The following is a 20479-nucleotide window of genomic DNA, read 5'->3' on the forward strand; positions in this document are numbered from 1 at the left end:
CGCCCGGTGACCATGGAACACGGCGGGCGCCGCACTGACCAGGGGAGCTCCGGGTCAGGATTGCGCAAAGGCGGCCGAGGGGGGCGGCGGGACCATCTCGGCGGTGATCGCCCAGCGTTGGTGGTCGCGCCAGGCGCCGTCGATGAGGAGGAAGTCCGGCGAGAACCCCTCCAGCCGGTGACCGGCGCGGCGCACCAGCGCGACGGAGGCCACGTTCGCGGGCTGGATGTTCGCCTCCAGGCGGTGCAGGCCCAGCGCGCCGAACGCATACCGCTGGACCAGGTCCAGGCCCTCGCCCAGCAGCCCGCGCCCGGCCGCGTGCGCGAAGGCGCCGTAGCCGAGCGCGCCGCTCCGGAAGGCGCCCTGGACGATGTTGTTGATGTTGACGAACCCGGCGATCCGGTCGTCGTCGAGGGTGCAGACGAGGAAGCCCGCCCGTGTCGGATCCTCGATCAGCCGCCCCGCGTACTCCGCGTACGCCGCGAGGTCGCCGGGCGGGAAGAGCCAGGGCGCGTGCAGGGCGCGGCTCTCGCGGGCGAGCGCGGTGAACTCCGGCCCGTCCTCAAGGGTGAAGTGGCGGATGCCCACCCGGGGGCCCTCGGCGAGATACGTGGTCTTGTCAGGCATCGGGTCAGGCTACTGGCGGTCCTCCCGCCGCGGCCCGCCCTTATTTGCCGCGCAGCGACTCCACCATCTTGTCGATGCGCCGCTGGCGCGTCTCCGGGCTCTTGGCGCTCTCGATCTCGCCGACCTGCTTGCGCTTGAGGCTGAAGGCCATCCGGTCGTACGCGGCGCGCAGCGCCGGATCCGCGTCCAGCGCCTCGGCGAGGTCGGCGGGCGGCTCGACCACCTGCGGCTCGTCGTCGAGCGCCACCTCGACCTCGATCTCCTCGCCCGCCTCGATGCCGCTCGCCTCGCGGTTGGCGGCGCTGATGCCGATGAGGATCTGGCCGCGCATGGCGGCGATGCGGGTGCGCCAGGAGTGGCCGTTGACCGCGACCACGACGGGGGGCCGCTTGCCCTGCCCGAGGCCGTCGATCACTTCCTGCGGCACCTCCACACCCAGGGCGTTCCCGGAGGGGATGACCTTGGCCGTGAACTTCATGCGCGCTCTCCTCGTCGTCGCCGCGCCGGTGTCACCGCACGCCTCGACTCGCCACGATATACCCGGGGTTGACGCTCGTCCGCGCACCCGGTTCCGGCGGTCATCTGCCGCGTCTGCGGATGAAGTAGCCGCCGCAGATCACCCCCACCACGAAGACCGCGAGCAGCGCCAGGTAGAGCGGCATGGAGACCTCGGGGATCAGCAGCCGGATCTTGACCTGGCGGGTGTTCTCGAAGATGAAGACCAGGGCGAGGACCGCGATGGTGACGACCGCGACCCGGGACGGGGTCAGGGCGCCCCCGAGCCCGCCGCCCTTGCTCCCGCCCGACGCATCCTTGGGGCTCATGACCGGGCCCTTTCTGGGGTGGTGCCAGCCTCTTCCGTACAGGATGGGCGGGTACGGGACCGGGTGGCGCCCCGGGGCGTCCGTACGGGTGAGCCGGCACCCGCCGGTGGCCGGTGGCCGGGCCGCGCGCGCACGGGCCGGCCTCGTCTTGTCAGACAAGTGGCGCCCCGGTCATGCTGACCCCATGGCAGTGAGCGGACAGCAGCGCAGGCCGGTGGTCGTCCTCTACGAGCGGATCGCCGACGCGATCCACGACGGCACCTACCCGCCGGGCTCCACCCTCCCCTCCGAACCCCGCCTCGCGGGCGAGCTGGGGGTGAGCCGCCCGGCGCTGCGCGAGGCGCTGCTGCTGCTCCAGGAGGACGGCCTGGTCTCGGTGCGCCGCGGGGTGGGCCGCACGGTCAACGCGGACCCGCCGCGCCGCGGCTTCGAGCAGCTCCAGCCGCTGGAGGAGCTGCTGGGCGCGGGCGGCCCGGTGCGGGCGCGGGCGCTGCTGCGCAGCGTCGAGGAGCCGACCGACTTCACCACCCAGCACCTGCTCCCGGCCGCCGGGCACGAGCTCAGGTTCTGGGAGACGGTCCTGGTCGCCGAGGGTCTGGCGGTGGCGCTGAGCCACGAGTGGGCGGCTCCGGACGAGGTGCTCGGACGGCTGCACCCCGCCTTCTGCGCGGCCGTCGCCGAGGAGCCCGGCTCGTCCATGCTGGCGGTGCTGGCCGGGGCCTCGCGCGGGGTGGCGCTGACCGCGCACAGCGGGGTCACCGCGACCCTGCTCGGGCGGCGCCGCGGCGAGCAGCTCGACCGGCCGGCGGACACCCCCGCGGTGCTGGTCACCCAGGTGGTGCGGCTGGCCGGGACCCCGGTGCTCGCGGCCAAGCACATGCTCCCCACGGGCGCGCCCGCGCTGCCCGTGCTGCAGGGCAACTGATACGTATGACGTCGGTGCCCGCCGGGGCTGTACACTCCCCCGTCATGCACTTGTCTGACAACCCTGCCGCCCTGCCCGTCGCCGACTGGATACGCCGCGCGCCGAAGGCCGTCCTCCACGACCACCTCGACGGCGGTCTGCGCCCCGCCACCATCGTCGAGCTCGCCCGCGCCTGCGGCTACCAGGGCCTGCCGACCGAGGACCCGGCCGCGCTCGCCCTCTGGTTCCGTGACGCGGCGGACTCCGGTTCGCTGGAGCGCTATCTGGAGACCTTCGCCCACACCTGCGCGGTCATGCAGACCCGCGAGGCGCTGGAGCGGATCGCGGCGGAGTGCGCCGAGGACCTGGCGGCGGACGGGGTCGTCTACGCGGAGGTGCGGTACGCGCCCGAGCAGCACCTGGAGCGCGGGCTCACCCTGGACGAGGTCGTCGACGCGGTGAACGCGGGCTTCCGGGCGGGCGAGCGCCGCACCGGCGGCCGGATCACGGTCCGCGCCCTGCTCACCGGCATGCGCCACACCGACCGCTCGCTGGAGATCGCCGAGCTGACCGTGGCCCACCGCGACCGCGGGGTGGCCGGGTTCGACATCGCGGGCGGCGAGATCGGCAACCCGCCGGCCCGCCACCTCCCCGCCTTCCAGCACCTGAAGCGGGCCAACTGCCACTTCACCATCCACGCGGGCGAGGCCGTCGGCGCGGAGTCGATCCACGAGGCCGTGCAGGTGTGCGGCGCCGAGCGGATCGGCCACGGCGTGCGGATCACCGACGACATCACGGTGCGCGAGGACGGCACCGCCGAGCTCGGCCACCTCGCGGCCTATGTGCGGGACAACGCGATCGCGCTGGAGGTCTGCCCGACCTCCAACCTGCAGACCGGCGCCGCCAAGGACTACGCCTCGCACCCGGTCGACCTGCTGCGCCGCCTGGGCTTCCGGGTCACCCTGAACACCGACAACCGGCTGGTCTCGGGCACCACCATGAGCGAGGAGTTCCAGCACATGGCGGACGCCTTCGGCTACGGCCCCGAGGTGTTCGAGCAGCTCACCGTCGCCGCCGTGGAGGCCGCGTTCCTGCCGCTGCCGGAGCGCCGCCGCATCGTCGACGAGCTGGTCCGCCCGGGGTACGCCGCCCTCTGAGGCGCCCCGCCCCCCGGCTACGCCAGCGCGGGCACCTCGAACGTGAGGGTGCCCGCGTCGGCGTCCAGGGCGGCGGGCACCCCGAGCGGCACGGTCAGCGCGCTCTCGCAGTGGCCGAAGCCGAAGTGCTCGACCACGGGCACGCCCAGCGGGGCCAGCCGCTCGTGCAGCACCGCCCGCACCCTCTCGTACGGGCCGCACTCCTCCCAGGAGCCGAGCGCGACCCCGGTGACGCCGTCGAGGGAGCCCGCGCGCAGCAGCTGGGTGAGGATCCGGTCGATCCGGTAGTCCTCTTCGCCGACGTCCTCGATCATCAGCAGTCCGCCGTGCGCCGAGGGCCGGCCCGTCGGGGTGCCGACGTCGGCGCCGAGCAGGGCGAGACAGCCGCCGAAGGTGGTGCCGCGCGCCCGGCCGGGCACCAGCGGCCGGGCCGTGCCGGGGGCGAGCACCCTCGCCGCCTCCGGCTCGAACAGGGTGGTGCGCAGGGAGCGCTGGGTGGTGTCGTCCTTGAGGAACGTGCCCGCCGACACCATCGGCCCGTACAGCGTGGCGAGGCCGAGGCGCAGCGCGAACGCCTCGTGCAGCGCGGTCACGTCGCTGTAGCCGACGAACGGCTTGGGCCGGGCGGCCCGCAGCGCGGTCCAGTCGAGCAGGTCCACCATGCGCTGGGCGCCGTAGCCGCCGCGCGCGCAGAGCACCGCGTCCACGGACGGGTCGCACCACGCCTCCTGGAGGTCGCGCGCCCGGTCCTCGTCGCCGCCCGCGAGATAGCCGAACCGCGGGTGGCGCTCGCGCACGTGCGGCATCACGACCGGGTCGAGGTCCCAGCCGCGCAGGATGTCGAGCCCGGCGTCGAGCCGCTCCCCGACCACCGGTCCGCTGGTGGCGACCACCGCCACCCGGGCGCCCGGCCGGAGCCGGGCGGGGCGGACGAGCGGGGCCGGGGGGTGGTGCGCGGAGGTCACTTCATCAGCTCCAGCAGGGGCACGTCGCGCCGGTCGATGCCGAACGTCTGGGCGTACAGCGACAGTTCGGCCTCCAGGGCGCGGATCATGGTGTCGGCACGGCGGAAGCCGTGGCCCTCGCCCTCGAAGGCGAGGTACGCGTACGGTATGCCGCTCCCGGCCGTCCTGGCCAGGAAGCGCTCGCACTGCACCGGCCGGCAGATCACGTCGTCCAGCCCCTGGAGCAGCAGGAACGGCGCCCGGATGCGGTCGGCGTGGGTGATCGGGGAGCGCTCGGCGTAGCGGCCGGGGTACTCGTCGGCGGGGCCGATCAGGGACTCGGTGTACCGCGCCTCGAAGTCGTGCGTGCCCTCGTCGGAGGACCAGTCGGAGAGGTCGAGGACGGGGTAGGTGATGGTGCCGCAGGCGTACACGTCGGTGGTGGCGAGCGAGGCCGCCGAGGTCCAGCCGCCCGCGCTGCCGCCGCGGATCGCGAGCCGCGCGGGGTCGGCGGTGCCCTCGTCGGCGAGCGCCGCGGCCACCTCCGCGCAGTCCTCGACGTCGACCACGCCCCACTGCTCGCGCAGCCGCTCGCGGTACTCCCGCCCGTAACCCGTGGAGCCGCCGTAGTTGACCTCGGCGACGCCGATGCCGCGCGAGGTGAAGTAGGCGATCTCCAGGTCGAGGACGAGCGGGACCTGGCTGGTGGGGCCGCCGTGCGCCCAGATCACGTACGGCGGCAGCTCGTCGCCGGGCGCGGCGCGGCCCGGGTGGTGGGGCGGGTAGACGTGCGCGTGGATCTCCCGGCCGCCGGGCCCGGTGAAGGTGCGGATCTGCGGTTCCGGGTAGTACGCGGGGTCCACCGGGTCGTCGTGGGCGCACCCCACGACCCGGGTGCGGCCCGAGCGGGTGTCCAGCTCGACCACCTCGAACGCGCTGCGCGGGCTGGCCGCGACTCCGACGACCCGGCTGCCGTGCACGGCCAGCGTGCACTGCCAGGCGGTCCACGGCCCGGCCGCGTCGACGACTTCGCCGCTCTCCGGGTCGAGGATGCCCAGGGCGGTGGCGCCCCTGCCGTGCACCACCGCGATCAGCCCGTTCTCCAGCGGGTGGAACCAGCGGCGGCCGAGCTGCCACAGCGGCCCGCCGAACTCCTCCTCGCGCGGGCACAGCGCCACCGGTTCGGCGGTGAGTTCCCGGGGCGGCCCGGCCGGGCGGTCGCCGGGGTGGGAGGAGGTCGCGAGCGGCGGCACGGCGGCGATCCGGTAGAGGTTCCACCAGCCGGTGCGGTCGGAGGCGAACAGCAGCGCGCCGTCCGCCGCCCAGTCCACCTGGGCGATGGACTCCGCGGGCCCGCCCGCCACCGTCCGCGCCCCGCCGAACGTCCCGTCGGCGCCGAGCTCCGCGACGACCGCCTCCGTGCCGTCCCACGGCATCCGGGGGTGGTCCCAGGCGAGCCAGGCGGCGCGCCGTCCGTCCGGGGAGGGCCGGGGGCCGGTGACGAAGCGGTGGCGCCCGTCGGAGAGTTCGCGCACCCGGGTGCGGTCCTCGGCGGCCGAGCCGTCCAGCGGTACGGCCGCGAGCACGCGCCGGACGTCCCCGGGCGCGTCCCCGGTGAACTCCTCCAGCACGCACCACACCTCATCGCGCGCGGCCACCACGACCGGATCGGCCCAGCGCAGTCCGCCGCCGACCGCCGAGAGCGGGGAGAGCGGCCGGGGCGCCCCGGCGCCGTCGGGCTCGAAGGCGTAGAGGCGCTGGTCGGCGAAGTGGACGAAGACGACCAGCGGACCGCCCTCGCCGCGCGCGGTCCCGGCCCAGGGCCTGCCGCCGTACTCGATGACCCGGGAGCGCACGTTCCAGGGCGCGGGCAGGACCGGCTCGGCCGTGCCGTCCGGCCGGCGGCGCACCAGGGCGCGCCGGCCGCCCTCGGCGGGGCGCGGCTCGGTCCACCACACCTCGTCGCCGACCACGCCGACGTACTCGGGCGAGCCGTCGTGGGCGGCGGCGAGCGCCGCGTCGATCGGTGACGGCCAGGTTCCGTAGGCCCCGGTGGGCACCATGTCTCCAACTCCCCCTATGCGGACCGCAGATAGTGGTCGAGGACGCGCACCCCGAAGTGCAGCGCGTCCACCGGGACCCGTTCGTCGACGCCGTGGAACAGGGCCTGGTAGTCGAATCCGGGCGGCAGCCGCAGCGGCGAGAAGCCGTATCCGGTGATGCCGAGCCGGGAGAACTGCTTGGCGTCGGTCCCGCCCGACATGCAGTACGGGACAGTGTGCGCCCCCGGGGCGAACTCTTCGATGGCCGCGCGCAGTTTGGCGTACGTCGGCGAGTCGACCGGCGCCTGGAGGGCCACCTCCTTGTGGTGGTACTCCCAGTCGACGTCGGGCCCGGTGAGCCGGTCGAGGGTGGCGCGGAACTCGTCCTCGCCGCCGGGCAGGAACCGGCCGTCCACGTACGCGGTGGCGTGCCCCGGGATGACGTTGACCTTGTAACCGGCGTCCAGCATCGTCGGGTTGGCGCTGTTGCGCACGGTCGCCTCGACCAGGGCGGCGGCGGGTCCCAGCTTGCCGAGCAGCTCGTCCACGTCGAAGTCCGGGGCGCCCGGGTCGGTGTCGATGCCGTGCAGCGCGGCGAGCTCGGTGAGCGCGGCGAGCACGGTGGGGGTGAGCCGGCTGGGCCACCGGTACTCGCCGATGCGGGCGACCGCCGCGGCCAGTCTGCTGACCGCGTTGGCCCGGTTGACCTTGGAGCCGTGCCCGGCCCGGCCGCGCGCGGTGAGCTTGAGCCAGCCCGTGCCGCGCTCCCCGGCCGCGATCGGGTAGAGCTCCATGCCGGGACCCGCGTGGAAGGTGAACGCGCCCGACTCGCTGATGCCTTCGGTGCACCCTTCGAAGAGACCGGCGTGCCGCTCGACCAGGAAGCCGGAGCCGTCGGCGGCGCTGGCCTCCTCGTCGGCGGTGTAGGCGAGGACGATGTCCCGGCGGGGCCGGATCCCGGCGCGCGCCCAGGCCCGTACGACGGTCAGGACCATCGCGTCCATGTTCTTCATGTCGACGGCGCCGCGCCCCCACACCACGCCGTCGCGGACCTCGCCGGAGAAGGGGTGCACGCTCCAGTCGGCGGGCTCGGCGGGCACCACGTCGAGATGGCCGTGGACCAGCAGGGCGGGGGCCGAGGGGTCGGTGCCCTCGATCCGGGCGACCACGTTGGCGCGCCCCGGGGTGCGCTCCAGCAGCGCGGGTTCGAGCCCGGCGGCGGCCAGCCGCTCGGCCACGTACTCGGCGGCGGGCCGCTCCCGGCAGTCCCCGCCGCCCCGGTTGGTGGTGTCGATCCGGATGAGCTCCGAGGTGAAGTCGACCACCTCGGCCAGCGCCGTGCCGTCGATGTGCTGCTCAGCCATACTGCTCCTCGATCGCGGCCGAGACCAATGTGGTGACCGCCTTGAACGTGCGGATGCCCTCGTACATGGTGGGGCTGGTGTAGGCGACCCGGCGCTCCCCGGTCCGTTCGGTCCCCGGCACCACGGCGGCCGCCACCACCAGGTGCTCCGCGTCGAACTCCAGCTCCACGGTGAACGGCCCGGCCGCCACCGGCTCGTGGCGCACCGCGAGCGCGGCGGCCTCCCGGGCGGCGGCGCGGATGTCGGCGGCGGTACGGGCGGGGGTGCGGCACACCGCCGCGTACCGCGAGACATGGTCCTTGACTGCCACCTTGCGGGCGCCGGGCGCATAGCCCTCGGCGTCGGCGCAGGTCAGATCGTCCCCGGTGACCAGGACCACCGGCACCCCGCACTCGGCGACCACCCGTGCGTTGAGGAGCCCCTCGCTCGCCCGGACCCCGTCGAGCCAGACTCCGGTGATCGAGTTGGCCAGATACGTGTGGGCGAGCACGCCCTCGGTGCCCGCGCCGGTGTGGTAGCCGACGAAGGCGATGCCGTCCACGTCGCCGTGCTGCACTCCCTCCACCATCGAGAGCGCCTTGTGCCGCCCGGTGAGCATCTCCACCCGGTCGTCCAGGCGCTCCAGCAGCAGATTGCGCATGGTCCAGTGCGCCTCGTTGATGAGCACGGCGTCGGCGCCGCCGTCGAAGAAGCCCAGCGCCGCCGCGTTCACGTCGGAGGTGAACAGGGCCCGGCAGCGCTCCCACTGCGGGGTTCCCGGCAGCACGTCGGCGGGCCAGGTCACACCGGTGGCGCCCTCCATGTCGGCGCTGATGAGGATCTTCATGCCGCATCACGGTACGCGTCGGGGAGGGCGCAATCCAGGTGGCGCGGGCGGCGGTGGCGCGAGTGGTGGGGTCCTCGGCCCAATTGGTGCAGACCTCTTGTGTATTGGTCCATACCAATGCCAGTCTCTGGTCCGGACCAGAGTGAGAAGGAGCCCCCCATGCCCGTACGTCGCACAGCAGCCGCCCTCGGTGTCCTCGGCGCGGCCTCCGCGTCCCTGCTCTCCGTCGCCGCCTCCCCCGCCGCCGCCCACGGCGCGGTCTTCAACCCGGTGAGCCGGATCGCCGCCTGCTACGCCGAGGGCCCCGAGACGCCCAAGTCCCAGGTCTGCAAGGACCTGGTGGCCGACTCCGGCACCCAGCCGCTCTACGACTGGAACGAGGTGAACATCGCCAACGCCGACGGCCACCACCAACAGCTCATCCCCGACGGCAAGTTGTGCTCGGCCAACCGCGAGAAGTACCGCGCGCTCGACTGGGCGCGCACCGACTGGCCCGCCACCACGGTCGGCGCGGGCTCGTTCGACTTCAAGTTCCGGGTGACGGCGCCCCATTCGGGCACCATGACCGTCTACATCACCAAGGAGGGCTTCGATCCCACCAAGCCGCTGAAGTGGTCGGACCTGGACACCCAGCCGGTCGCCACCTATGCCACGGCCCGCACCGCCACCGACGGCTACTACAACTTCACCGGCAACCTGCCCGCCCGCACCGGCCGCCACATCATCTACAAGATCTGGCAGCGCAACGACAGCCCCGAGGCGTTCTACAGCTGCTCCGACGTCGTCTACGGCAAGGCGACGGCCGCCGCCCAGCCCGCCGCGCCCAGCGACCGGACCATCGCCGCCGGAGCCGCGAAGTCGACCGTCAGCCACCACGGGCACGGCGGCGGCACCCCGCCGTCCGACTCGTTCGCCCTCGGCTCGATGGCCCAGCCGGTCGCCGCCGTCTCGGTGGCGGGCGTCCTGGCCGGCGGGGTGCTGCTGCTGCGCCGGCGCAAGGACTCCTGACCCGCGCCCGCGCCGAGGCGGGCCTCACCCGGTGCGGCCCACCACCCACCACTTGGAGGGCAGCACGATCCGGGTGCCGTCCGGGCCGTACTCGGTCGTGGTCAGGGGCAGTTCGCCCCCGGCCACGACCGTGAGCCCGGCCGCCTCCAGCAGCGCGGGCACGGCCGCGTCGGGCACCGCGCCCGGGGTCAGCCCGTGCGCGAAGACCGGGCGCAGCTTCGGCGGCGCCCCGGCCGGGTCCTGGACCAGCCCCGCCAGGACCTGCTTGGCCCCCTCCGCCAGCTCCACCAGCAGGGCCCGGCCGCGCGCGCCCACCAGGGTGGCGACGGCTTCGGCCAGCGGCGCGCGGTCGGCCGGTTCGCACTGGTGCAGCACCCCGCGCACATACACGTTGGCGTCGCCCAGCCGCGCGTGCAGCTCCTGGACGGCCTTCTCGTCGGTCGCGTCCAGCTCCTCGAACCGGGCCCGCCCGTCCGGGTCCTGGCTCTTGGCGCGCTCCACGGCGGCGGCCGAGAGGTCGACGCCGACGACGCTGTCGTAGCGGTCGGCCAGGAAGCGGGTCTGGGTGCCGTTGCCGCAGCCGAGGTCGACCATCGGCAGTGCCAGATCGGCCAGATGGGGCTCGAAGAGCGCGAGGTGGGGGCCCGCGGTGAGGGCCGGCTCCGCGTCCCAGAACACCGCGCCCGGCTCGTCGGGCGCCTCGCCCCAGAAGCCGTCCCAAGCACCCTTGTACCGATTCGTCACGCTCATGACCGACTCCCCAGGCTGGCACGCACAGTGTCATGATCGGTCTATCGCTCCGGGCGCACGCCGACAAGGACCGGGCGCAATCATTCACCCGGTGTTCGAGCCGGTTCAGCGCCTCGTGCGCCCCCTGCGCGGCAGCGGCACCTCGAACCACACGGTCTTGCCCTCGGCCGTGCGGCTGGTGCCCCACTCCCGGGCCAGCCGGCTCACCACCCGCAGCCCGCGCCCGGACTCGTCCAGCGGCCCGGCGTGCGTCAGCATCGGCAGCGTGTGGTCGTCGTCCACCACCTCGCAGCGCAGGGTCTCCGCCCGGACCATCCGCAGCCGCACCTGGTGGCTGTGCGCGTGCCGTACGGCATTGGTGACGACCTCGCTGATCAGCAGCTCGACCGTCTCCGCCACCTCCGCCAGCTCCCACTCGCCGAGCTGGTCGGCGACCAGGCGCCGGGCCCGGGAGACCTCTCGCGCGTCGATGGCGAGCCGCCACTCGGCGACGTCCTCGCGCGCGATGCCGTTGAGCCGGGCCATCAGCAGCGCCACGTCGTCCTTGCGGCCACCCCGGGTGTTGAGGGCGCGGATGATGGTGTCGCAGGCGTCGTCCATGGAGGCGGCGGGGTGGGCGGCCGACTCGCAGAGCGTGGCGAGCCCGACGCCGATGTCCTCGCCGCGCACCTCGACCAGTCCGTCGGTGCACATGACCAGCCGGTCACCGGGCTCGACCCGGACCCGTACGGTCTCGAAGGGCACTCCGCCGACCCCGATGGGCGCCCCGGTCGGCAGCTCCAGGAGCTCGCTGCGGCCGTCGGACGCGCGGACCAGCACCGGCGGCACATGGCCCGCGTTGGCCAGCAGCAGCTCGCCCTCGATCGGGTCGTACACCGCGTACAGGCAGGTCGCCAGATAGTGCTCGCCGAGCCGCTGGGCCAGGTCGTCCAGGTTGCGCAGGAGCTGGGCGGGCGGCAGGTCGAGCCCGGCCATGGTCTGTACGGCGGTGCGCAACTGGCCCATCATCGCAGCCGAGTTGAGCCCGTGGCCCATCACGTCGCCGACGACCAGGGCGATCCGGGAGCCGGGCAGTTTGACCGAGTCGAACCAGTCGCCGCCGACCCGGCCGAGCAGGGTGCCCGGCAGATAGCGGGTCGCCGTGTCGCAGCCGGTCATCCTCGGGGTGACCTGCGGCAGCATCGAGTCCTGGAGGGTGTCGGCGACGCTCTCCTGGTAGGTGTACATCCGGGCGTTGTCGAGGACGAGACCGGCGCGGGCGGCGAGTTCGGCGCCGGTGACCCGGTCCATGTCGTTGAAGACCGCCCGCTCGGCGTGGCGCAGCAGGATCATGAAGCCGAGCACCACGTTGCGGGCCTTGAGCGGAACCACCAGCATGGACCGGCCGTTGATCAGGGGCCGGATGTCGCGCTTCTCGAACTGCGAGGCGATGGCGGTGCCCATCTGCTCGCTGATGCGCGGGACGAGCACGGGATCGCCGCTGGTCATGCACTGGAAGAACGGCGTGTGCGCGGGGAACGGCATGGACTCGCCCACCGGGACGACGTCGTCCCAGCGCCCCGGCTCGTCGACGTGCTCCACCGCCACCCGGTGCCACAGGGTGGTCTCGTCGGGCGGCCCGTCCGGGAACCCCTCGCCCGCGATGACCTGTTCGCGCAGATAGGTGCCCGCGACATCGGTGAACCGCGGCACCACGGCCGCGCTCACCTCGTGGATGGTCCGGGCGAGATCGAGGGAGGAGCCGATCCGGCCGCTGACCTCGTTGAGGAACTCCAGCCGCTCGCGCACCGCCGCGTATTCGAGGTCCTGCTCGAACCCGGGCGCGGGCGCCCGCTCCGCCGCTACCGGATCCGGGCCGTCGCCGGGCCGGACGGCCGGGCGCCCGGCGCGCCGCGGCACACCCCAGTCGGGCGTCACCGGTACCCGGTCGTGCTGACTGAACTCCAGTACGGGGTAGCCGAGTTCGAGCACCTGGGAGACGATCCGCGAGCTCTCGCCGACGCTCATGCTGGGCAGGATCTCGGGCAGCCGCCCGGCCAGCTCCTCGGCGCCCTGGAACTCGGTGTGCAGGGCGAAGCCGGGCGCGATCCGCTCCACCCCGCCCCGCTCCGGGTCGAGGTGCTCGGCGTGCAGCTGGGCCGCGCTCGCCGCGAGCACCAGCAGCCGCTCGGGGCCCGGCCCGACCAGCGGATAGGCCCACCACAGCACGTCGAGCCGGGCCCGCCCGGGATCGGAGAGGGTGGCCCGGCCCGCCGTCGGATACGAGGTGAGGCCGTTGAGCGAGGCGTCCAGGCCGGGGCCGAACTCGTCGTACCCCTCGTACGCCGCGTACCCCTCGTCGAACTCCGGTCCGGCGGGGGCGTCCTGGCACAGGGCGCCGGAGACCGGCAGCAGATCGAGGGCGGAGCGGCCCACCGCCTCCTCGCGGGCGGGGCCGAACAGCCTGCGCGCACCGGTGGACCAGTGTGACACCAGGCCGTCGCCGTCCACGACGATCACGGCAAGCGGGATCCGGCCGGCCACGGCGGACTGCCGCGGCAGCGTCGGCGGAGTGCCACTGTCCATGGGTGGAGGCTCCTTCCCCGCCGCAAGGATCTGCGGCTGTGCCACCTACCGTACGGCCATGCGAAGGCCGCGCGCGGGGCAACGCCCGAATAGGGCGCACGCCCGCGCGCACCGGACAAACAGTTGAATAATGGTCAGTCCTCGTGCCCCAGCTGGAGGTCGCGCTCGGTGCGCCCGCCGCCCGCGACCTGGAGGACGGTGGCGACCGGCGGATATCCGGCCGCGATGACCGTGTACTCGCCCGAGGAGAGGTCGACGAAGCGGAAGGTGCCGTCGGGGCCCGTGGTGAGGGTGTCCACCACGTTCCCGGCCGCGTCCAGCAGCGTCACGCGCGCGTCCTCGACGGGCCGTCCGCCGCCGGCCCGGACCGTGCCGCGCAGCACCGCGCCGCCCGCGAGCTCGATGTCCTGCCGGGTCTCGCGCGACGCCTGCACGCTGACCGGCAGCGCGGCGGGCCGGAAGGCGGGCGCGCTGGCCGCCAGGGTGTACTCCCCGGCCACCAACTCGCCGATCACATAGGACCCTTCGCGCCCGCTGCGGGTGGTGGCGACGACCTCGCCGCGCACGTCGGTGAGGGTGACGGCGGCGTCCCGTACGGGGGTGCCGTCGGCGGTCACGACCACCCCGGCGAGCCGCCCGGCGCCGCCGAGGACCACGTCGAGCTCGACCGGGCGCTCGCCGACCGTCACCGAGACGGCCTGCGGCTGGTGGCCGCCGGCCGCGGCGATCAGTACGTACGAACCGGCGCCCGGCACGCTCAGCGCGTACCGTCCGTCCTCGCCGCTGCCGCCGCGTCCGACCTGCCGGCCGCGCACGTCGACGAGGGTGAGCGCGGCGCGCGGCACGGTGGTCCCGTCGTGGTGCTGGACCGTGCCGCAGACCGGGACGCCGCTGGTGTAGCCGGTCTGGGGGGTGCGCGCCTGCGGCAGGGGGGCGGCGTCGACGGCGGCGGGGGCGTTCTGGGACACCAGCGGTTTCTCCTTGAGGAAGAAGGCGAGCAGGAGGCCGACCACGAGCACCGGCACCAGGTAGAGGAAGATCCGCGGCATCGCGTCGGCGTACGCCCGGATGTAGCCGTCGCGCAGCGCGGGCGGCATGGAGTGGACCAGCTGCGGGGTGATCGACTCCGCGTCGGGGAGGTGCGCGCCCGCCGGGAACTGCTCGGTGAGGGAGTGGGCGAGGCGGTTGGTGAACAGGGTGCCGAACACGGCGGCGCCGACGCTGCCGCCGATCTGCCGGAAGTAGTTGTTGGCGCTGGTGGCGGTGCCGAGGTCGGCGGGGTCCGCCGCGTTCTGCACGGCGAGGATCAGCACCGGCATGACCAGGCCGATCCCGATGCCGAGGACCGCCATCCAGATGCTGTAGGTGAGCCGGGGCGTGTCCGTCGCCAGCCGGGACAGCAGCCACATGCCGACGGCCGAGACCGCGCTGCCGAGCACCGGGTAGATCTTGTAGCGGCCGGTGCGGCTGATCAGCTGGCCCGAGACGATGGAGGCTCCGACGATGCCGCCCATCATCGGCAGCACCAGCAGCCCGGACTCGGTCGCGCTCGCGCCGTCGACCATCTGCAGGAAGGTCGGCAGATAGCTGGCCGCGCCGAAGAGCGCCACCCCGATGACCGCGCCCACCAGGCCGGAGACGTTGAAGATCGAGTCGCGGAACAGCCGCAGCGGGATGACGGGTTCGCGCGCGTAGTTCTCGACCACCAGGAACAGCAGGGTCGTTCCCACGGCCCCGGCGCCGAGCCCCACGATGGTGCGCGAGCCCCAGGCGTACTCCGTACCGCCCCAACTGGTCAGCAGCACCACACAGGTCGAGGCCGCGATCAGCAGCAGCGAGCCGAGGATGTCCAGGCGCGGGCGGGCCGTGGGCCGGGGCAGCCGGAGGACCATGGCGATCACGGCGAGGGTGACCAGGCCGAAGGGGACGTTGATGTAGAAGCACCAGCGCCACGAGGCGTGGTCGGTGAAGAAGCCGCCGAGCAGCGGGCCCGCCACCGAGGCCAGGCCGTAGACCGCGCCGATCAGCCCCATGAAGCGGCCCCGTTCGCGGGGCGGCACGATGTCCGCGATGATCGCCTGCACGCCGATCATGAGCCCGCCGCCGCCCACGCCCTGGACCGCGCGGAAGGCGATGAGCTGGTCCATGGTGCGCGACCAGCCCGCCAGCGCCGAGCCGATCACGAAGACGACGATGGCGAACTGGAAGACGGGCTTGCGGCCGAAGAGGTCGCCGAGCTTGCCGTAGATGGGCAGCCCGATGGTGGAGGCCAGCAGATAGGCGGTGACGGCCCAGGAGACCTTGTCGAGGCCGTGCAGATCGCCGACGATCTTCGGCAGCGCGGTCGCCACGATCATCTGGTCGAGCGCCGCGAGCAGCATGGTGAGCATCAGGCCGACGAAGACGAGCCGCACCTGCCGGGGGCCGAGCTCCACGAGCGGACCGGTCCGCACGTCCGGCGGTTCCCCCGCCCGTTCCTCCTCGACGGGGTACGGGACCGGATCACCGCCGGTCCACCGCTCCCCCGAAGGCCCGTCCTGCGCCGGGTCCTTGACCAGAGTGATCCCGCCCACGTCCGCTCCCCTCCTCGCACCGCCCGTTCGCCTGCGCGGCGTACATACTGCACATCGGGCGCTTATGGGGAGCAAGCGGAAGAGGGGGCGGCCGGGGGCGCACAACTCGCCCCGGGCGAGCGCCCGTCGTCCGCCCCATCAGGGTCTTTCACACGGTCCGGTGGCACGCGGGCGCACCACCGGACCGCCGGGAAGACCACTCGAACCGGTTACTTCTCCACGGTCGCCGCCAGGTTGGCGAGCGCCGCGTCGTAGATGCGGGCAAGTCCCTTGGGGGCGAAGGTCTTCTCGAAGAATCCGCCGATGCCGCCCGCCCCGTTCCACACGGTGCTCACCACGACGCGGGAGCTGCCCTCGCCGGCCGGGGTGACGGTCCAGGTGGTGACCATGGAGGAGTTGCGGTCCTTCTCGACCAGCTGTCCGTCGGTCGGCTCGGTCACGTCGAGCAGGCAGTCGCGCACGCGCTTGCTGGTCGCCTGGAGCTTCCAGTGCACGACGGTGCCCTCGCCGTCGCCGCCCTCCTGGACCTGGTACTCGCTGAAGTGCTCGGGCAGGAGCTTGGGGCGGCTCTCCTTGTAGTCGGCCACCGTGTCGAACACCGTCTCCGGGTCCGCCGCGATGATCCGCTCCGTCGTGGCCTCGACCTGCGCCATGGATCTTCCTCCAGCACTCGTGACATCCGGGGGGTGCGCCCGGATTCGGGGTGTGCAAAGCCAATCACCTCGGGTGCGGGGCCCCAAAATCGGGGTTGCGGCGATCATGGGAACAGTTGTTCTATTCTGAGGTCGAGGGTGCGGAAGAGACCGAGGAGCTCCGAGGAGGCGTTCATGCGCTGGGACCATCTGGCCGGTAGCGACCCGACCGGGCCGGGAGCGGGCCGCCCGGCCGCGCTGTTCGACGCGGACGCGGTGGTCACGCGCACCTTCGACACCCCCGAGTTCCGGGGCGTGACCTTCCACGAGGTCCGCGCGCGTTCGATCGTCAACCGGGTGCCCGGGGTGTCCCGGATGCCGTTCGAGTGGACCGTCAACCCGTACCGGGGCTGTACGCACGCGTGCGTGTACTGCTTCGCCCGCAAGACGCACAGCTACCTCGACCTGGACACCGGGCTCGGCTTCGACTCGCAGATCGTGGTCAAGGTCAACGCGCCCGAGCTGCTGCGCCGCCATCTGGCGTCGGCCCGCTGGCAGGGCGCGCACATCGCGATGGGCACCAACGTCGACTGCTACCAGCGGGCCGAGGAGGGTTGCACACTTCCCTAAGTGGCCCTGACCTGCGAATATGGCCACCATGAACCCGCAGACGGATGACACAAGCCACCTCATCGACTTGGTGTGCCGGAAGAGCCAGGCTGTTAAAAGCAAGACCGGCCGTCGGGAAATCTCGGTCAGCGCGCAAGAAGCCCGAGGCCGCAAGACAGCCGAACTACTTGGCCTGACGGTTCGTCATGTTTGGCGTGAGGTTGGGTCTGCATCCCGGTTTCGCCGGTCCAAGAAAGTACCTAAACAGGATCTCGCCCTACAGGCTTTGGATCGAGGAGAAATCGGGGCCCTATGGGTGTTTCGCTTGGACCGATGGACCCGCCGGGGCGCCGGTGCAATCCTCTCAATTGTAGAACCCGCAGATGGCCGACCCCGCCGTTTGCTCATCGACAACGGCGACGCCGATAATCCTGGAATCGGACTCGACAGCGTCAACCCTCGTGACCGCTCTGAATTGATCCGCCGCGCCGAGGATGCCCGCGAGGAAACCGAGGTATTGAGCGAGCGAGTCAGGAACACCAAGACTTTCCAACTCGAAAACGGCGAGTGGCTTAACGGAGCCGCCCCTTACGGCCTACGCGTCGTCAATATTTCCGCGTTTGATGAGGACGGCGAAGAGATAGAGGAACGAAAGCTAGAGCGAGACCCGGAAACCTCCGCCGGTATTCCCGGTGAGCCCGAAGTAACGAAGATGGAGATTGCCCGCTTGGTCACGTACCAATGGCCGGTAGCGCGAGTAACCAAGCGAGAAATGGCACGCCGGTTGAATGCACGTGGCATTCCGTCACCCACGGGCGGTGACTGGGCATTCAGTACCGTTGCAAACATGATCGGCAACCCCGCCTATGCCGGTTGGCAAATAACCGGACGCTCCGACAATCGATCTCGCCGGATGCTCTACCTCAACGAGAGTGGCAAAAAGGTCAGCGTCATGGTCGGCCCGCCACTGCTCAAAGAAGAGGAATACAACGAGGCACAGGCAGCATCGCGCGGAAATGGCCCCCCGGCAGACGCTGAATCCTGGAAGGCAAAGCACCTGCTTACAGACCTACTTGAATGCTGCGGATGTTCGTCATCCATGCCGAGCGCCGGAACGTCCTACGCATGTTGGCGCTCCCGCGCTGGCGGAGTATGTCCGGCCCCCGCGAATGTCGCCGCACACAGCGCCGAGGAATACGTATTTCAGCGATGGTCAGCTCGGCTCCAATCGGCCGACCTGGACGACCCACTGTTGGTCATCGTGGCGGAACGCTGGGCGGCCAGGAAGGACCCGCAGACATCCGAGGAGGAGCAGACTGCAAGGGCCTCTCTGGCGGACGCGGAACGCGTTCTCTCCCGCCTATGGCAGGACCGGCGTGCTGGACTATTCGACGGCCCGTCAGAACGGTTCTTCGCTCCGCAGCTAACCGAGGCTAACGCAGCCGTTATGACTGCGCAAAAGTCACTCGATGACGTACGAGGCACAGGGCCGGTTGATATTACGTTCCTACTGGAGTTGGAACAACAGCGCGAAGCGTGGGAAGCGGCAGACCTCCCGCTGAAACGCGATCTCTTGCGACTGGCAATCCGGAGAATTCGAGTTCGGCGCGCGCCCAAGCGAGGGGTCCAGTTTGACGGAGATTCGCGCATGGAGATCAATTGGCTTGACGAACCCGAGTGGGTCACTACTGCCTAGGCAACAACCCAAGGGCCTCGTTCGGAACGATCCGGGCGGGGCCCTTCCCCATGCCCTCAGACGCCACGAGCGGGCGCGTAACCGCCTTCCGCAGCGCCGGTGGAGGGAACCGCCAGGGATGCCCCCGCAGGCCGTTAGGCGGGCGCTCAGCGGCTTTCGCATAATCGGGCGTCTTCCGCGCGCACAGCGGGATGTGTCGAGTGCTGTTCCTGAGAGCGGTTTGAGCCAGGCTATAGGTTTTCTTATGACTGCCTACTTTGTATGTCTGAATCAACACTCACAACATAACCCCAGGTCAGAGGGGGTGGGATGAGTGTCGGTTGCCCCTCGCGCTGCATGGCCGCTGTCACTGGGGGCGGGAAAAGGGGTCACAAGGACGGGCCCTTGTGACCTGGCTCACCACCCCTCAGCGTTGAGGGCGGTCCGCTGATTGCCCGTCAGCGGCGACAGGCGGGTGCGGCCTCGGGGTCTCAGCGCATCACGCCCCGTGATCACCCCGACCCGTCTCACAATCGATGGTTTGTGAGACGACTGCGACGAGACCCGCGCCATGTCCGTTTCGCCCGCTGCGCCCGTCTCAATACTCGTCTCAAAAGGTTGCGGGACTCCATGGATTCTGAGACGCCTTTGTGAGACGATTGGCGCATGACGACGAACGCCACTTCCCGCGCTGATCTGACCGAGCGCCACGACTGCCCCAAGTGCGCCGCCCCCGCCGGTAGCCCGTGCCGGACGGGTTCGGGCAAGATCGCCGCGAGCTACCACACGGCCCGCTTCGCGCTGGTCCCGTCGCTCAAGGCGGAACTGACGGTGAAGACTCCGGCCGACCGGTCCCCGGGGAAGACGTGGGCGGCCCTGGTTGCCCCCGTGACGGCCCCCGAGGCGACGCCGGGCGCTCCCATCCGGATCGGCTACGCGCGCTGCTCCACGGCCGCTCAGGAGCTTCAGTCTCAGTTGGACATGTTGGCGCGCGCCGACTGCACCAAGGTGTTCTCCGAGAAGATCTCAACTCGCGTGAAGACGCGTCCGGAGTTCGAGTCGGCGCTGACGCTGGCCCGGGACATCAAGGCGGCTTCTCCCCATCAGCCGGTGATCTTGACCGTGGCGGAGATGAAGAGGCTTGCCCGGGGCGCTGCGGAGTTGATGACGCTGGGGGCGGCTCTCCAGGCGGACGGGATTCAGCTTGAGATCCTGTCGGGTCCCCTTCAGGGCATCCATGATCCGCACGGCGCCGGGGCCATCGTCTTCGCGGTCCTGGCCGTGGCCGCTGAGGTGGAGCGGGAGGGCATCCGGGAAAAGACCATGGAGGGTCTGGAGACGGCCGCCAGCAACGGGCGCCACGGCGGACGGCCCACGGTCATGGACCCGGACAAGCTTGCCGCCGCTCGTGCGCGCCACGCCAGCGGGGAGAGCGTGACGGCCATTGCCAAGGCCCTCGGGGTGTCTCGCGCCACCATGTACCGGGCCCTTGCCGACGACGAGTGAGCCGAACTGATCTGAGGGACCGTCTGCCCCTGGTGGTGGGCGGTCCTTCCGTCGTCCGGGGCATGGCGCGTCGAAAGTTCAGACGGCATGCCCGCCAGCGATCCCGGCCCAAGCTCGATTCGTGCACGCTGGGTGTGAACCTTTTTCCACGCCCCCCAAAGGTCAAGGCCCTTGGCATTGCTGAGCAAGGCCCGGTTTGGGTCCACGAAGAAGGCACCCCTTAACGGGTAGTTAAGCCCCCGGAAGGTGGCGTCAACGTGTCCCGAAGCAAGTCCCCGGACCAGCGAACGGGCCGTGACGGCTGCCGATCCGGTCGCCCTGTCGTGACGGACAGCTTCCCGCCTTTGGCGGATATACCCCCGGGGGTAACCCCCTATTGGGAACTTTTCCAGACCGGTTCCGTATAGCACCCCGCTGTCTCTACGGGTTTTGGAGTCGTCGAAGCGGTTTGGGCCTTCGATTCAGCGGTTGAG

The 20479-nt window shown here is 71.7% G+C and carries 16 protein-coding genes and 1 pseudogene; 6 read left to right on the plus strand and 11 right to left on the minus strand.

Features of this window, described 5'->3' with window-relative positions:
* Positions 1–54 precede the first annotated feature (54 nt).
* From AB5J87_RS06940 to AB5J87_RS06950, 3 genes are all read right to left on the minus strand, one after another.
* Positions 55–627 (minus strand): GNAT family N-acetyltransferase, encoded by a 573-nt coding sequence (locus AB5J87_RS06940; RefSeq protein ID WP_369375123.1) that lies wholly within the window; start codon positions 625–627, stop codon positions 55–57.
* A 40-nt stretch (positions 628–667) separates the two neighbouring features.
* Positions 668–1105 (minus strand): YdeI/OmpD-associated family protein, encoded by a 438-nt coding sequence (locus AB5J87_RS06945; RefSeq protein WP_369375125.1) that lies wholly within the window; start codon positions 1103–1105, stop codon positions 668–670.
* Positions 1106–1205: 100 nt separating this feature from the next.
* Positions 1206–1451 carry a lipopolysaccharide assembly protein LapA domain-containing protein gene (locus AB5J87_RS06950; RefSeq protein WP_369375127.1) on the minus strand — a complete coding sequence of 82 codons (246 nt, stop codon included), beginning with the start codon at positions 1449–1451 and terminating at the stop codon, positions 1206–1208.
* Between the two features lie 184 nt (positions 1452–1635).
* Between AB5J87_RS06950 and AB5J87_RS06955 the strand changes: the two genes are divergently transcribed.
* Both AB5J87_RS06955 and AB5J87_RS06960 read left to right on the plus strand, forming a co-directional pair.
* Positions 1636–2376 carry a GntR family transcriptional regulator gene (locus AB5J87_RS06955; RefSeq protein ID WP_369375129.1) on the plus strand — a complete coding sequence of 247 codons (741 nt, stop codon included), beginning with the start codon at positions 1636–1638 and terminating at the stop codon, positions 2374–2376.
* 44 nt (positions 2377–2420) lie between these two features.
* The gene (locus AB5J87_RS06960) at positions 2421–3512 is read left to right on the plus strand and encodes an adenosine deaminase (RefSeq protein WP_369375131.1); all 1092 of its coding nucleotides are present in this window, start codon (positions 2421–2423) and stop codon (positions 3510–3512) included.
* 17 nt (positions 3513–3529) lie between these two features.
* On the opposite strand, the gene AB5J87_RS06965 is transcribed toward AB5J87_RS06960, so the two are convergent.
* The 4 genes from AB5J87_RS06965 to AB5J87_RS06980 are packed head-to-tail and all read right to left on the minus strand — an operon-like array spanning position 3530 to position 8688.
* Positions 3530–4477: an LD-carboxypeptidase gene (locus tag AB5J87_RS06965; RefSeq protein WP_369375133.1), complete on the minus strand. Its 948-nt coding sequence runs from the start codon at positions 4475–4477 to the stop codon at positions 3530–3532.
* Entirely contained in the window at positions 4474–6519 is a 2046-nt protein-coding gene (locus AB5J87_RS06970) for a prolyl oligopeptidase family serine peptidase (RefSeq protein WP_369375135.1), read from the minus strand. The genes AB5J87_RS06965 and AB5J87_RS06970 overlap by 4 nt, the downstream gene beginning before the upstream one ends.
* A gap of 14 nt (positions 6520–6533) precedes the next feature.
* A complete protein-coding gene (locus AB5J87_RS06975) occupies positions 6534–7862 on the minus strand; it encodes a M20/M25/M40 family metallo-hydrolase (RefSeq protein ID WP_369375137.1) in 1329 nt (442 codons plus the stop codon).
* On the minus strand, positions 7855–8688 hold the full coding sequence (locus tag AB5J87_RS06980) for a M55 family metallopeptidase (RefSeq protein WP_369375139.1): 834 nt from the start codon (positions 8686–8688) through the stop codon (positions 7855–7857). Before AB5J87_RS06980 ends, AB5J87_RS06975 begins: the two co-directional genes overlap by 8 nt.
* 159 nt (positions 8689–8847) lie before the next feature.
* Here AB5J87_RS06980 and AB5J87_RS06985 point away from each other — a divergent pair, with 159 nt between their 5' ends.
* Positions 8848–9696: a lytic polysaccharide monooxygenase gene (locus tag AB5J87_RS06985; protein ID WP_369375141.1), complete on the plus strand. Its 849-nt coding sequence runs from the start codon at positions 8848–8850 to the stop codon at positions 9694–9696.
* Between the two features lie 24 nt (positions 9697–9720).
* On the opposite strand, the gene AB5J87_RS06990 is transcribed toward AB5J87_RS06985, so the two are convergent.
* From AB5J87_RS06990 to AB5J87_RS07005, 4 genes are all read right to left on the minus strand, one after another.
* A complete protein-coding gene (locus tag AB5J87_RS06990; RefSeq protein WP_369375143.1) occupies positions 9721–10446 on the minus strand; it encodes a class I SAM-dependent methyltransferase in 726 nt (241 codons plus the stop codon).
* A 105-nt stretch (positions 10447–10551) separates the two neighbouring features.
* Positions 10552–13011: a SpoIIE family protein phosphatase gene (locus AB5J87_RS06995; RefSeq protein WP_369375145.1), complete on the minus strand. Its 2460-nt coding sequence runs from the start codon at positions 13009–13011 to the stop codon at positions 10552–10554.
* A 134-nt stretch (positions 13012–13145) separates the two neighbouring features.
* Positions 13146–15464 (minus strand): MFS transporter, encoded by a 2319-nt coding sequence (locus AB5J87_RS07000; protein ID WP_369383387.1) that lies wholly within the window; start codon positions 15462–15464, stop codon positions 13146–13148.
* 329 nt (positions 15465–15793) lie between these two features.
* On the minus strand, positions 15794–16237 hold the full coding sequence (locus AB5J87_RS07005; protein WP_369375147.1) for an SRPBCC family protein: 444 nt from the start codon (positions 16235–16237) through the stop codon (positions 15794–15796).
* A gap of 174 nt (positions 16238–16411) precedes the next feature.
* On the opposite strand from AB5J87_RS07005, the pseudogene AB5J87_RS07010 reads away from it, so the two are divergent.
* The 3 genes and pseudogenes from AB5J87_RS07010 to AB5J87_RS07020 all read left to right on the plus strand — a co-directional run.
* Positions 16412–16825, plus strand: a pseudogene (locus AB5J87_RS07010) (radical SAM protein); the annotation flags it as partial.
* Between the two features lie 49 nt (positions 16826–16874).
* Positions 16875–18521, plus strand: a complete 1647-nt coding sequence (locus AB5J87_RS07015) for a recombinase family protein (protein ID WP_369375149.1) — start codon at positions 16875–16877, stop codon at positions 18519–18521.
* 645 nt (positions 18522–19166) lie between these two features.
* Positions 19167–20006 (plus strand): recombinase family protein, encoded by an 840-nt coding sequence (locus AB5J87_RS07020; RefSeq protein ID WP_369375151.1) that lies wholly within the window; start codon positions 19167–19169, stop codon positions 20004–20006.
* Positions 20007–20479: the final 473 nt, after the last annotated feature.

The organism is Streptomyces sp. cg36, assembly GCF_041080675.1.
Taxonomy (GTDB): Bacteria; Actinomycetota; Actinomycetes; order Streptomycetales; family Streptomycetaceae; genus Streptomyces.